Genomic DNA, 13,563 nt, shown 5'->3' with positions numbered 1-13,563 from the left:
CGGAACTCCGCGACGGCGAGATCGGCCGCGGCGAGCCGTCCGGCACCGGCGGGCGCGGGGTCTCCCGGCGGAGCGGAGCTCACTCCGCGACCCGGTGCGTCGTGTCCCGCACCGTCCCGACGAACTCCTCGACCAGATCCTCCAGCGCCACGATCCCGACGGTCGTCCCCCTGCTGTCCACCACCCGCCCGAGGTGGCTGTTGGTCCGCCGCAAGCGGGCCAGCGCCTCGAACAGCGTGGTCCCGGCGCTGACCGTCGGCAGCGGCCGGATGTCGGTGCGCGGGATGACCGTCTCCGGCCCCGCCTGCTGGTCGACCACCTTGTCCAGCACGTCCTTGATGTGCAGGTACCCCATCAGCGACCCTTCGCGGGCGCGCACGGGGTACCGCGAGAACCCGGTCTCGGCCACCGCGGCCTCGATGTCGCCGAGCGTGGTCCCGTCGCCGCGCAGCGGGACGGTGCGGGTGTCGGCGAGCGGCACCATGACCTCGCGGACGATCCGCTCCGAGTTGCCGAGCGCCTGGGTGAGGCGGCGGTGTTCGTCCTCGTCGAGCAGCCCCTCGGAGCGGGACTCGCCGATCATCTCGGCGAGCTCCTCGCTGGAGACGGTGCCTTCCAGCTCGTCCTTCGGCTCGACGCGCAGCAGCCGCAGCGAGAGGTTGGCACAGAGGTTGTAGAAGGCGATCAGCGGCTTGGCGATGCGCAACCACATCAGGTGCGCGGGGACGAGCAGCAGCGCGACCCGCTCCGGGCCCGCCAGCGCGATGTTCTTCGGGATCATCTCGCCGAAGAGGATATGCAGCACCACCACGATGGCGAGCGCGAGCGCGAACGACACCGGGTGCAGCAGCCCCTCGGGCAGCCCGGCCAGCTCGAACGGCCGCTCCAGCAGGTGCGCTACGGCGGGTTCGCCGACCCGGCCGAGCAGGATCGAGCAGATGGTGATGCCGAGCTGGGCGGCGGCCAGCATGATGGAGAGGTTCGCGGCGGCCCGGATCACGGTCTCCGCGTTGCGCTTTCCCTGCGCGACGAGCGCCTCCAGCCGGTCCCGGCGGGCCGAGATGAGCGCGAACTCCGCGCCGACGAAGAAGGCGTTGCCCGCGAGCAGCACCACGGTGAGCGCGACGCCGAAGAGGTCACCCATGGTCGCGCTCCCCGATCACCAGTTCGTCGGCGGGCACCGGCAGCAGCCGGATCCGGTCGATGCGCCTGCCGTCCATGCGCTCCACCCTGGCGATCCAGCCGCCGTCGTGACCGTCGGAGCCGAAGCCGTGCGGCGGGGGCGGCAGCACCACCCGGTCGCCCGCGGCGGGGATCCGGCCCAGCACCGCGAGGACCAGCCCGCCCAGCGTCTCGTACTCGCCGTCGGGGGCCTGGTAGCCGGTGGCGTGGAAGATCTCGTCGACCCGGAGCAGCCCGGAGCAGTCCCAGCCGTCGGCGACCTTGCGGATCTCGCGCTCCTCCTCGTCGTGCTCGTCCCTGACGTCGCCGAGGATCTCCTCGATCAGATCCTCCATGGTCACGATGCCGGCGGTGCCGCCGTACTCGTCCTCGACCAGCGCGACCTGCATGCCGTGCGCGCGCACCCGGTCGAGCACCTCGTCGCCGTCGAGGCTGTCCGGGACCACCGGGACCGGGCGGGCCAGCAGCCGCAGTTTGACGGTGTGCCTGGTCGCGGCGGGATGGCTGAACGCCTGCTTGACGTGCACGACGCCGATGGTGTTGTCCAGGTCGCCGTCGACGATGGGGAAGCGGGAGTAGCCGGTCCGGGCGGCGGCGGCGAGCAGGTCGGCGATGGTGTCGTCGCGGTCCAGCGACTCCACCTTGACCCGCGGGGTCATCAGATCCTCGGCGCTGCGGCTGCCGAACCGCAGCGAGCGCTCGATGATCTGGGCGGTGCGCTGGTCCAGTGCGCCGCGCAGCGCGGAGGTGCGCACCAGCGAGCCGAGCTCCTCGGGGGAGCGGGCCGAGCGGAGCTCCTCGGCGGGCTCGATGCCGAGGCGGCGGACCACCAGGTTGGCGGTGTTGTTGAGGAAGTGGATCATCCAGGAGAAGACCACGGAGAAGGCGATCATCGGCCCGGCGGTGGCGCGCGCGGTGGCGAGCGGAACGGCGATGGCGATGTTCTTCGGCACCAGCTCGCCGTAGATCATGGAGAGCGAGGTGGCCAGGACCAGGGCCAGCGCCAGCGCGATGCCGGAGGCGGCCGCTTCCGAGGCGCCGACCGCGGTGAAGATCGGGTGCAGCAGCCGGGCCAGCACCGGCTCGGCGATGTAGCCGGTGATCAGCGTGGTGATGGTGATGCCGAGCTGGGCGCCGGAGAGCTGGAAGGAGAGCGTGCGGTGCGCGTTGCGCACCATCCGGGAGCGGCGGTCGCCGGTGCGCGCGTGCGCCTCGACGGTGCTGCGCTCCAGCGCGGTCAGCGAGAACTCGGCGGCGACGAAGAGCGCGGTGCCCGCGGTCAGCGCGACGAAGCCGAGCAGGCTGAGCACGGTGAGCAGAATGCCGAGCACGGTCACCACCGCCCCGGGGCGCGAGCGATCGGGAAGCCGGGGATATCACCCGGCTCGGTAGAGGAGCCCTCCTGAGTGGCGCCCTCGGACGCGGGTGACAAGCGGATCCTTTCGGAAGCGGGTGGCGCGGTCTTCGGCGAACCGGCGGCCGGGCGGCCCGGCCGCGCCGCCGGGAACGGCCGGGGTGGCATCGGCGCCGGACGGACCTTGGCCGACGGTGGTCATGCTACCGGGCGCGCACCCTCGCCTCCGGTGCCGCCCCCGGCTGTGTCAGGTGCCGCCCCCGGCAGTGTCAGGTGCCGCCCCCGGCAGTGTCACCAGCCGCTCGGCAGCGGGCGGCCCTCCGCGAAACCGGCCGCCGACTGCACGCCGAGCACCGCGCGCTCGTGCAGCTCGGCGAGCGAGCGGGCGCCCGCGTAGGTGCAGGCGCTGCGCACGCCGGAGCAGATGTGGTCGATCAGGTCCTCGACGCCGGGGCGCTCGGGGTCGAGCCGCATCCGGGAGCTGGAGATGCCCTCCTCGAAGAGCCCCTTGCGGGCCCGGTCGAAGGCGCTGTCCGCGGCGGTGCGGGCGGCGACGGCGCGCTTGGAGGCCATGCCGAAGCTCTCCTTGTAGGCATTGCCGTCGCGGTCGATCCGCAGGTCGCCGGGGGATTCGTAGGTGCCGGCGAACCAGGAGCCGATCATCACGTTGGCCGCACCGGCGGCGAGCGCGAGCGCGACGTCGCGCGGGTGCCGCACGCCGCCGTCGGCCCACACGTGCACCCCGAGTTCCCGTGCGGCGGCGGAGCACTCGGCCACTGCGGAGAACTGCGGGCGGCCGACGCCGGTCATCATCCGCGTGGTGCACATGGCGCCGGGGCCGACCCCGACCTTCACGATGTCGGCGCCGGCCGCGGCCAGATCCCTCGTGCCCTGGGCGGAGACCACGTTGCCTGCCACCAGCGGCACGCCGAGGCCGAGATCGGCGACGGCGCGCAGGGTCTCGAGCATCTTGGCCTGGTGGCCGTGCGCGGTGTCGATGACGAGCAGGTCGGCGCCTGCGTCGACGAGCGCCTTGGCCTTGGCCGCGACGTCGCCGTTGATGCCGACGGCCGCGGCCACCCGGAGCGCGCCGCGGGCGTCGACCGCGGGGGCGTAGATCCCGGCCCGGACCGCGCCGGTGCGGGTGAGGATGCCTGCCAGGGTGCCGTCCGGCGCGGTGAGCACCGCGAGCTCGGCGTGCGCGGCCTCCAGCGCGTCGAAGACGGCGCGCGGCGAAGTCTCCACCGGAACCTGCACGAAGTCGGTGGCGGCCACCTCGCGCAGCCGGGCGAAGCGGTCCACGTCGGCGCAGGCCGCCTCGGTGACGACGCCGACCGGGCGGCCCCCGTCCACCACGACGACGGCGCCGTGCGCGCGCTTGTGGATGAGCGCGATCGCCTCGGAGATCGAGTGGTCGGGATCCAGGCTGACGGGGGTGTCGGCGGTGAGCGAGCGGCTCTTGACGAAGGCGATGGTGTCCGCGGCGGCGGCGAGCGGCAGGTCCTGCGGCAGCACCACGATGCCGCCGCGGCGCGCGACCGTCTCGGCCATGCGGCGCCCGGCAACGGCGGTCATGTTCGCCACGACCAGCGGGATGGTGGTGCCGGAGCCGTCGGCCGTCGCGAGGTCGACGTCGAACCGGGACGCCACGTCGGTCCGGTTCGGGACCAGGAAGACGTCGTCGTAGGTCAGGTCGTAGGGCGGCTTCTGACCGGGAAGGAACTGCACTCGTCCGATGGTACCGAGTTCAGGCCGGGTCCGGGACGGCCGCGGCCTGCGAGCGGGAGAGGATCAGCGTGGTCACCAGCATGACCACCACCGCGATCGCGCAGACGCCGAGCGCGACCGGGCCCGCGCGCAGCCGTTCGCCGAGCACGGTGAGGCTGAAGACCACCGCGACCAGGGGCTCGGCGATGGTGAGCGCGGGCAGCGAGGCGGAGAGCGGCCCCGCCTGGAAGGCGCGCTGCTGGAGATAGACCCCGAGCAGCCCGGCCGCGATCAGGGCGTACAGCTGCCAGCCGGTGAGGATGTGCGGGATGCCGTGGCGCAGCCCGGCCATCGTCGAGTCGGTGAGCGCGACGGCGAAGCCGTAGAGCGAGCCGGACGCGGTGCCGAGCAGCAGGGCGCGGGCGGCGGGGGTGGTTCCCGCGGCGAGGGCGGAGACCACGGCGAGCGCGATCAGCGCCAGCAGGACGATGCTGGGGAGCAGCCAGTTCCTGGTCGGGGCGATGTCGTCGGCGTCGGTCGGCTTGCCGATGATCAGGAAGCTCGCCAGCGCGACGGTGAGCGCGGCGGCGGCCACCATCGAGCCGGTGTCGATCCGGCGGCGGTCCAGCCGGGCGGCGAGCGGGAGCGCGAAGATCAGCGCGCTGACCAGGATCGGCTGCACCAGGAGCACGGCGCCGAGCGTCAGCGCGACCACCTGGAGGGCGTAGCCGCCCGCGTCGCCGATGGTCGCGGCGAGCCAGCGCGGGTTGCGCAGCAGGCTGGAGACGAGCGGCTGGTCGTCGGGGACGGCGGCGGCCGAGCGCTGCTGCGTCACCGCGGCCACCGCGAACAGCAGGGCGGCGAGGAGGGCGCAGGCGACGGCGGCCGCCGGGTGTCCGGTCATCCGGATAGTTTGCCCGGTAATTGCGGTCGGCCGCACGGTGCGACGGGGAACCGCCGCGGTGCCCGGACCTTCACGGCGTGTCGGAAGGTCCGGGCGTGTCGCGTGCAGCGCGGGCGGCAGCCGGAGCCCTGCCCGCGAGCCGCGGCGCTAACGCCTACGGGGCGCCGACGCTCCGGCTGGCGCGGCGACGGCCGCCACCGTGGTCGCCGGTGCGGGGGGTGGTCCGGGTGTCGCCGCCGCGCGAGCCACCGGCGTGCGTGCGGGCGCCCGCCGTGCGGCTGCCGCCGGAGCGGGTGCCCGGCTCGGCCTGCGCCCCGGCGGAGCGCTGGCCCTGCCGTGCGCCGCCCGTGCTCGGCCGTGCGGCCTGCTCGCCACCGGCGGCGCGCTCGCGGCGGGGGGCGCCGGAGCGCTGACCGCGCGCGGCCTCACCCTGGCGAGCACCACCGCCGCCGCCACCACCGCGATTGCGCCGCCGCGGCGCCCTGGTGGCGTCGTCGGCCGAAACCTGCTGCTGCGCGGGCACTCCCGGGGTCGGCAGCGGGATGCCGCTCGGGGTGCGGGCATCGGTGATCCGGATCAGCGTCGCGTCGCCCGGCCGCACCGGCGTCGGCTTCAGGTCGAGCCCGGCCTTGCGGGTCATGGCGATCGTGTCGGAGCGCTCCTCCTCCATGGCGATCGTGACGACGACCCCGACCTCACCGGCGCGCGCGGTGCGCCCGGCGCGGTGCAGGTAGGCCTTGTGCTCGATGGGCGGGTCGGCGTGCACGACGAGCGAGATGCCGTCCACGTGGATGCCGCGGGCCGCCAGGTCGGTGGTGACCAGCACCGGGACCGAGCCGTCGGCGAAGGCCGCCAGGGTGCGGACCCGGTTGTTCTGCGCCTTGCCGCCGTGCAGCGCGCCCGCCGCGACGCCGGAGGCGCGCAGCTGCTTGGCCAGCCGGTCGGCGCCGTGCTTGGTGCGCACGAACAGGATGGTGAGCCCCTCGCGGGAGGCGATCTCGGCGAGCACCTGCCGCTTGTCCGCCTTGGTGGTCACCAGCAGGTGGTGCGACATGGTGGAGACGGCGGCCTCGGCGGGCGCGGTGGAGTGCGTGACCGGGTCGGTCAGGTAGCGCTGCACCAGCTTGTCGACGCCGCGGTCGAGGGTGGCGGAGAAGAGCAGCCGCTGCCCGTTCTTCGGGGTCTTGTCCAGCAGCTTGGTGACCTGCGGCAGGAAGCCGAGGTCGGCCATGTGGTCGGCCTCGTCCAGGGTGGTGACGGCCACGTCGGAGAGGTTCGCCGCGCCCTGGTTGATCAGGTCGGCGAGCCGGCCGGGGGTCGCGACCAGCAGGTCGACGCCGCGGGCGAGCCGGGCGGACTGCCTGCCGATCGGCGCGCCGCCGACCACGGAGGCGACGCGCAGCCCGAGGGCGAGCGCGGGCTCCTCCAGCGCGCGCTCGATCTGCGCGGCCAGCTCACGGGTCGGGGCGAGGACGAGGCCGCGCGGGCGGCCCGGCTTGGCGGGAGATCCACTGAGCCGCACCAGCATCGGCAGCCCGAAGGCGAGGGTCTTGCCGGAGCCGGTCGGCCCGCGGCCGAGCACGTCCCGGCCCGCGAGCACATCCGGGATGGCGGCGGTCTGGATCGGGAACGGGGAGTCGAAACCCGCGCGCCGCAACGCCTGCACGAGCACGGCCGGGAGGCCGAGCTCGGCGAAGGTGGGCACGGCAGGGGAAGGGGAGGTCACGAAGAACCTTTCACGAAAGAGCACGCGGCGGTGTCGTCGCGTGATGCGGGGGGTGCTGCTGCGCACCCGTCGGGCCGGCGCGAGAAATCGCGGAATGGTCCGCCCGCAGGGAATACCGCCATCCGGCGGCCCTGGCCCGGCTCGCTCGCGCGTCCGGGGCCGGTAGCGGAAAAGCATCGCGTCCGAGCCCGGCGACAGGCCGGAACCCTCAGGATAGGCGATCATGGTCGGAAAAGCCGAACCGAGTGGTACGAGTCTCGCTCAGCTCCGGAAGATCCGGCTCAGCTCCACCAGCCAGGGCACCGCCACGGCGAGCGTGGGGACCACGAGAATGGCGGCCGAGCCGAGGTAGGCGGCGAGCGCGATCCGCGGATCGCCGCCGGGGCCCGCGAGCCGCTGGATCCGGATCAGCGTGGTCGGGCCGCCCGCGGCGAGCGCGCCCTGCGGCGCGGTGGATTTGGCGCAGGCGACAAGGGCGCGGGCCAGCGGCGTCGGACCGGTGACCTTGACCGCGGAGTCGTCGGCGAGCAGCTCGATGAGCAGCTTCACCGACCCGAGCGCGGCCTTGCTGCGCACCACGAGGGGGAACGCCTCGTGCACGGCGGTGAACGCCTCGAGCACCAGGTCGTGCCTGGCCCGCAGGTGCGAGCGCTCGTGGCTGACGATGGCGGTGATCTCCGGGTCGTCCAGGTTGGTCAGCGTGCCCTCGCTGAGCACCACCCGCTGCCGCAGCCCGGGCAGGCAGTAGGCGATCGGCTCGGTGGCGGCCAGCACCCGGATGTCGGCGGCCCTGCGGGTGTCGCCGCTCTGGTCGAGCAGGTCGACCAGCATGCGGTGCCGCGACCGCCTGCGCCTGGTGTGCACGCCGACCCGGACGGCGGCCCAGATGAGCCGCGCCCCGACCAGCAGGGTGAGCGCGAAGACGGTGATGTAGGCGACCCAGAGCGGGAACCCGAGCGCGTCGATCTCGCGGGTGGGCGAGGTGGTGGGCCTGCCGTCCGGGCCGGGGACGAGCAGCTCGCTCGCGATGGCGAGCCCGGAGCCGAAGGCGCTGAGCACCGCGGCGAGCGCGATGGCCTGCCAGAGCACGAGGGCTGCCCGCGGCGCGCGGTAGGGCCAGCTCGCCCGGCTGAGCAGGGCGGGGGCCGGTCCGGCGAGAAGCAAGGCGAGACCGGCGAAGACCGGCGCGGTTGCGTTCATCGACTCAGCTCACTGCGTTGTGGGACCAGGACGCTCACGGCATTGTGAGGCCGGTGTCGAGCCTACTGCGGGGACGGCGCGCTGTCGTTCCCGGTTTCGGCCTTCGGCAGGTCGGCGGCTTCGAGCTTGGCCAGCGCCTCGCGCAGCGCGTCCGCCTCGTCCGGCCCGACCTGCTCGACGAAGTGCACCAGGGCGGCGGCGCGGCTGCCCGCGGCGTCGGCCTGCTGCAGCGCGTCGACCATGAGGCTGGCCACGAGCTCGTCCCTGGTGTGCACCGGGGCGTACCGGTGCGCCCGGTCGTCCCGGCGCTGCACGACCAGGTTCTTCTTCGCGAGCCGCTGCAGCACCGTCATCACGGTGGTGTAGGCGAGTTCGCGACGCGCGGCCAAGGCTTCGTGCACCTGCCGCACCGTCTGCGGTTCGTCGGCCGACCACAACTGGTCCATGACCGCTTTTTCGAGTTCACCCAGACCTGCCATCCCTCGATTCTAGGGACTCAACGACACGAAGGCGTACTACAGGGCGTCGTAACCAAGGAATAACTGGTGTGGGATCGATCACCCGGGGTACGCGTCGGTCTTCGCCGGAGCGTCGGCGCCCGGCTTGCCGTGCACGTGCCTGGCGCCGATCGGGACGACCAGCGGCCGCCCCGACATCGGGTCGTCCAGCACCGTCGCCTCCAGCCGGAACACCTCGCGCAGCAGCTCGGGGGTGACGATCGCGGCCGGGGCGCCCTGCGCCACGATCCGGCCGTCGGCCATCACCACCAGCCGGTCGCTGTAGCGGATGGCGAGGTTCAGGTCGTGCAGCACCATGACGACGGTGCGGCCGAAGTCGTCGTGCAGCCGGTCGACCAGGTCGAGCACCTCGAGCGAGTGCGCGAGGTCGAGGTAGGTGGTCGGCTCGTCGAGCAGCAGGATGTCGGTGCCCTGGGCCAGCGCCATGGAGATCCAGGCGCGCTGGCGCTGGCCGCCGGAGAGCTCGTCCAGCGGGCGGTCGGCCAGGTCGGCGATGCCGGTCTGGGCCAGCGCGGTGGCGACCGCGTCCTCGTCGCCCGCCGACCACTGCTGGATCCAGGACTGGTGCGGGTGCCGCCCGCGCGCCACCAGGTCGGCGACGGTGAGCCCCTCGGGGGCGATCGGGGTCTGCGGCAGCATGCCGACGATCCGCGCGACGTCCTTCGTGCGCATGGCCGAGATGGCCTTGCCGTCCAGCACGACCTGCCCGGCGCTGGGCCGGAGCAGCCGGCCGAGCGAGCGCAGCAGCGTCGACTTGCCGCAGCCGTTCGGCCCGATCACCGTGGTGACGACGCCGGGCGCGATCTCCAGGTTCAGCCCGTCGACGATCACCCGATCGCCGTACCCGAGGGTGACCGCCTCCGCGGTGAGGTGGTGTTCAGCGCTGGTCATGAGACGGTGGCCTTCCGATTCATCCGCACGAGCAACAACAGCAGGAACGGCCCGCCCAGCGCCGCCGTCACGATGCCGACCGGCAGGTCGACCGGGATCAGGGTGCGGGCGACGATGTCCGAGCCGACCACCAGGATCGCGCCGAGCAGCGCCGACGCGACCACCGGCTCGCCCGGGGTGCGCAGCAGCCTGCGGGCCAGCTGCGGCGCGGCCAGCGCGACGAAGCCGATCGGCCCGGCCACCGCGGTCGCCATCGCCGCGGCCAGCACCGCCATGCCGATCAGCAGCGCCTGCTGCGCCTGGATCCGGACGCCGAGGCCGCGGGTGGTCTCGGCGTCCATCCGCAGCGCAGCGAGGGTGCGGGCGGAGCAGGCCGCGACCACGAGCAGCACGGCGGTGACGACCGCGACCGGGACGAGCTTGCCGGTGTCGGTGTTGCTCACCGAGCCGGTGAGCCAGAGCTGGGCCCTGGTCGCCTGCTCCAGGTCGGCGCGGGTCAGCAGGTAGCTGATCGCCGAGAGCAGGAAGGCGTTGACGCCGATGCCGATCAGCACCAGCCGCAGCCCGGTGGCGCCGCGCTCGCCGGAGGCGCTGCGGCCCCAGGCGAGCAGGTAGATGGCGACGGCGGTGAGCAGCCCACCGGCCAGCGCGGCCAGCGGGGTGCCGAGCGTGGCGAGCAGCCCGCCGGTCGCGCCGCCGGTGCCGACCACGACGGCGACCGCGCCGAGCCCGGCGCCGGAGGTGATGCCGAGGATGTCCGGGCTGGCCAGCGGGTTGTGCAGGATCGACTGGGTGAGCGCGCCCGCGAGCCCGAGCGCGGCGCCGACCACCACCGCGGTGAGCGCGCGCGGCAGCCGGGAGTCGAGCACGATGAAGCGCTGCGAGCGGGTGCCGCCGCCGGCCAGCACGTCGAGCACCCGGCGCAGCGGCAGCGTGGTCTCGCCGACCGCGATGTCGACGCAGAAGAGCACGAGCAGCAGTGCGCTCAGCGCCAGCACGGTGAGCAGCAGGGCGGGCCGGAGGACGGTGGAGAAGCGCGCGGTGCGCAGCGGCCTGCGCACCGCGCGCAGGTTCTCCTTCGCCAGCTTCGGGTCGTGCGGGGCCGAGACGCTCACAGGCTCACCAGCTTCCGGCGGCGGACCAGCAGGACGAAGAAGGGCGCGCCGACCGCGGCCAGCATCACGCCGACCTGCAGCTCGCCCGGCCTGGCCACCACCCGGCCGAGGATGTCGGCGGTGAGCAGCACCAGCGCGCCGAGCAGCCCGGACCAGGGCAGCAGCAGCCGGTAGTCCGGCCCGGTGAAGACCCGCGCCAGGTGCGGGACCACCAGGCCGAGGAACGAGATCGGCCCGACCGCGGCGGTGGCCGCGCCGCAGAGCACCACCACCGCGGCGAAGCCGAGCGCGCGATTCCTGGTGACGTTCACGCCGAGGCCGCGCGCGACGTCGTCGCCGAGGCTGAGCAGGTTCAGCCCCGGCGCGGCGACCGCGGCCAGGACCAGCCCGAACAGCAGGAACGGGACGACCTGCCAGAAGACCTCGGCGTCCCGCCCGGCCACGGTGCCGACCACCCAGAAGCGGTAGGTATCCAGCGCGGTGGCGTCCAGCAGGACAACGGCATTCGTCATGGCCTGCAGGAAGGCGGTCATGGCCGCGCCTGCCAGGATCAGGGTGAGTGGGCTCGCCCCGCCCGCCGACGAGACGGCGAAGACCGCGAGCCCGGCCAGCAGCGCGCCCGCGAAGGCGAACCAGATGTACTGCTCCGGCGCGGTGAAGGCGAAGAGGTAGACGGCGAGCGCGGCCAGGAAGGCGGCGCCCGCGTTCAGCCCGAGCAGCCCGGCGTCGGCCAGCGGGTTGCGGGTGTAGCCCTGGACCAGGGCGCCCGCGACGCCGAGCGCGCAGCCGGCGAAGAGCGCGAGCACCGTGCGCGGGAAGCGAAGGCCGCGCACGATCTCGGCCTCGGTGGAGCCGGCCGGGCAGCTGAACGGGCCCCCGGCGCAGCTGAGCGCGTCCCGGACCGCGCGGTACACGGTGAGCGGGTCGAGGAAGCGGGTGCCGACCGCGATGCCGGCCACCGCGGCGACCGCGAGCAGGGCGAGCAGGACCAGCAGGCCGGTGCGGCGGCGCCGTGTGAGCGAGGGGAGTCCGGTCACGGCAAAAATTCTCTCCTGCGTCAACGGTGGTGCAACTACCGACAAGTCTGGTAAGCCTAACCTATCTTTGAGCTACACACCGTTACCGGAGCCCCGTTCGCACCGGGCTCGCGCCGAGGAGGTCCGATGACCGAGATCATGTCCGACCGTTGCCTGTCCGACGGTCTTCGGAATGCGGCTGTCCGGCGCGGCGAGATCGGATTCGAGCAATGGCACCCCGGCAGCCCGCGCCGGCCCGAGCAGGCGTTCGCCCGGGTCGGCAGCCGGCTGCGCGCGCTGCAGCCGGAGCACCCGCGGGTCTACGCCGTCGCCGCCATGGCCGATCAGGGCAAGCGGCGGTGGTGGCGGCTGACCGACGGGCTGCGGGAGGGGCGGATCGAGGTCATGTACCGGCGGCACGCCGCGGAGATGGTGAGCAGCGAGGTGGCCGCCGAGGTGGTGGCGACGGCGCTGATCCACGCGGTGGTGGGGCGGGTGACGGCGGCGCTGGTCGCCGATGGACGGGCCTGGGATCCCGGGCTGGAGAACCTCTGGATCCACACCGACAACGACGGCGGGATCGACTGGGCGGGCATCTCCGACACCACCATCCGGGTGCTGGACGGGGATCGGATCGCCCGCGAGTCCGGGGCGATCGCGCTGCCCTGCGAGGAGGCCATGTTCCTGTGGCTGGCGCATCGCTGCGAGCCGGCGCTCGAGCTGGTGCTGGATGCGCTGAGCGACTGCGCCGGGCTGACGTCGCGGCGGTTCTGGGCGCTGGTGGGCGAGTCCATCACCGGGGCGGCGACGTACGTCCCGGCGCTGGCCGGGACCGACGCCGCGCTTGGTGCGCGCCGGGGGCACGGTTTCCTGCACGCGCTCGAGGGGCGAGGACTTCCGCTGCGCCGCAGCATCGGCTGCCTGGTGCGCTGACGCGCGGGCCTGCGCGGGGGGAGGCCCCGGGGCAGCCTGTCGCGGGCGTGCCCCGGGTGTGCGCGGCCCGCGCCGGCCTACAGCCCGGGCCGCCCGTGGCGGGCGTGCCCCGTGTGTGCGCGGCCCGCGCGGGCGGACGCGCCGCTCAGTACAGCGGAAACCCCTGCGCCGCGAGCTGGTCGCGCAGCCGGTCCCGGCCCTTGAGCGCGGCGACCGAACCGAGCCGGGTGAGGACGCGCTCGACCCAGGAGTGCGCCAGGTTCTGCTCGGCGTAGAACTCGGCGATCCGGCCCTCGTACTCGGCGATCCGCTCGTTCTGCCCGGCCGGCTCGTAGGTCTCGCTGTGCAGCACCGCGGCCTGCGGCAGCCGCGGCTTGACCCTGGCCCCCTCGCCCGGGTCGGGGGTGCCGACCACGAGCCCGACCACCGCGAAGACGCCCGGGGGCAGCGCGAGTTCGGCGGCCACTTCCTCCGGGTGGTTCCGGATGGCCCCGATGTACACCGTTCCCAGCCCCAGCGATTCCGCGGCGACCAGCGCGTTCTGTGCGGCCAGCGCGGCGTCGAGGAACGCGACGTAGCTGGACTCCAGGTAGTCCGCGCCGTCGAGCGGGACCTCGCGGGCGGCGGCGAGCCCGCGCAAGCGCGCCAGGTCGGCGGTCCAGACCAGCAGCAGCGGCGCCTGCCGGATCTGCTCCTGGTCCCCGGCGAGCCGGGCCAGCCGCGCCTTGCGCTCCGGGTCGCGCACCGCGACCACGCTCCACACCTGCAGGTTGGAGGAGGTCGGCGCGGACTGCGCGGCCGAGACCAGCAGGCGGAGCACGTCCTCCGGCACCGGGTCGGGCAGGTAGCGGCGCACCGAGCGGTGCTCGTGCAGCACCTGGAGCACCGGGTTCCACTCCGGCGGCGCACCGGCCGCTGGGTCGCGGTAGCGCTCGGCCACCACCTGATCCGGGGACGCGATCTGGGTCATCCCGACATCGTCGCGCCCGGAACGCGCCCGGTCAGCGATTGGCCGCA

12 protein-coding genes are annotated in these 13,563 nt (G+C 74.0%); 1 reads left to right on the top strand and 11 read right to left on the bottom strand.

What is annotated here, in order from left to right; translation table 11 throughout:
• Positions 1-79: 79 nt before the first annotated feature.
• From LTT61_RS07545 to LTT61_RS07500, 10 genes are all read right to left on the bottom strand, one after another.
• Entirely contained in the window at positions 80-1,144 is a 1,065-nt protein-coding gene (locus LTT61_RS07545) for a hemolysin family protein (RefSeq protein ID WP_233019213.1), read from the bottom strand.
• A complete protein-coding gene (locus LTT61_RS07540; protein WP_233019212.1) occupies positions 1,137-2,522 on the bottom strand; it encodes a hemolysin family protein in 1,386 nt (461 codons plus the stop codon). Before LTT61_RS07540 ends, LTT61_RS07545 begins: the two co-directional genes overlap by 8 nt.
• Positions 2,523-2,827: 305 nt before the next feature.
• Positions 2,828-4,264 carry a GuaB1 family IMP dehydrogenase-related protein gene (locus LTT61_RS07535; protein WP_233019211.1) on the bottom strand — a complete coding sequence of 479 codons (1,437 nt, stop codon included), beginning with the start codon at positions 4,262-4,264 and terminating at the stop codon, positions 2,828-2,830.
• Positions 4,265-4,283: 19 nt separating this feature from the next.
• A complete protein-coding gene (locus LTT61_RS07530; protein ID WP_233019210.1) occupies positions 4,284-5,147 on the bottom strand; it encodes a DMT family transporter in 864 nt (287 codons plus the stop codon).
• Positions 5,148-5,301: 154 nt separating this feature from the next.
• Positions 5,302-6,873 (bottom strand): DEAD/DEAH box helicase, encoded by a 1,572-nt coding sequence (locus LTT61_RS07525; RefSeq protein ID WP_233019209.1) that lies wholly within the window; start codon positions 6,871-6,873, stop codon positions 5,302-5,304.
• A gap of 261 nt (positions 6,874-7,134) precedes the next feature.
• Positions 7,135-8,073 (bottom strand): M56 family metallopeptidase, encoded by a 939-nt coding sequence (locus LTT61_RS07520; protein WP_233019208.1) that lies wholly within the window; start codon positions 8,071-8,073, stop codon positions 7,135-7,137.
• 62 nt (positions 8,074-8,135) lie between these two features.
• Positions 8,136-8,552 (bottom strand): BlaI/MecI/CopY family transcriptional regulator, encoded by a 417-nt coding sequence (locus LTT61_RS07515; RefSeq protein WP_233019207.1) that lies wholly within the window; start codon positions 8,550-8,552, stop codon positions 8,136-8,138.
• A gap of 78 nt (positions 8,553-8,630) precedes the next feature.
• Positions 8,631-9,482, bottom strand: a complete 852-nt coding sequence (locus LTT61_RS07510) for an ABC transporter ATP-binding protein (protein ID WP_233019206.1) — start codon at positions 9,480-9,482, stop codon at positions 8,631-8,633.
• Positions 9,479-10,597: a FecCD family ABC transporter permease gene (locus LTT61_RS07505; RefSeq protein ID WP_332909235.1), complete on the bottom strand. Its 1,119-nt coding sequence runs from the start codon at positions 10,595-10,597 to the stop codon at positions 9,479-9,481. The genes LTT61_RS07510 and LTT61_RS07505 overlap by 4 nt, the downstream gene beginning before the upstream one ends.
• On the bottom strand, positions 10,594-11,634 hold the full coding sequence (locus tag LTT61_RS07500; RefSeq protein ID WP_233019205.1) for a FecCD family ABC transporter permease: 1,041 nt from the start codon (positions 11,632-11,634) through the stop codon (positions 10,594-10,596). The genes LTT61_RS07505 and LTT61_RS07500 overlap by 4 nt, the downstream gene beginning before the upstream one ends.
• A 126-nt stretch (positions 11,635-11,760) precedes the next feature.
• Here LTT61_RS07500 and LTT61_RS07495 point away from each other — a divergent pair, with 126 nt between their 5' ends.
• Positions 11,761-12,546: a hypothetical protein gene (locus LTT61_RS07495; protein WP_233019204.1), complete on the top strand. Its 786-nt coding sequence runs from the start codon at positions 11,761-11,763 to the stop codon at positions 12,544-12,546.
• 145 nt (positions 12,547-12,691) lie between these two features.
• Here the strand turns inward: LTT61_RS07495 and LTT61_RS07490 are convergent, their stop codons facing one another.
• Positions 12,692-13,516, bottom strand: a complete 825-nt coding sequence (locus LTT61_RS07490) for an NADPH-dependent oxidoreductase (RefSeq protein ID WP_233019203.1) — start codon at positions 13,514-13,516, stop codon at positions 12,692-12,694.
• Positions 13,517-13,563 lie beyond the last annotated feature (47 nt).

Source organism: Nocardia asteroides (assembly GCF_021183625.1).
In the GTDB taxonomy this organism is placed as follows: domain Bacteria; phylum Actinomycetota; class Actinomycetes; order Mycobacteriales; family Mycobacteriaceae; genus Nocardia; species Nocardia asteroides_A.
Note: the sequence above shows the minus strand (reverse complement) of the source record. Positions and strands in the feature narration are given on the sequence as shown.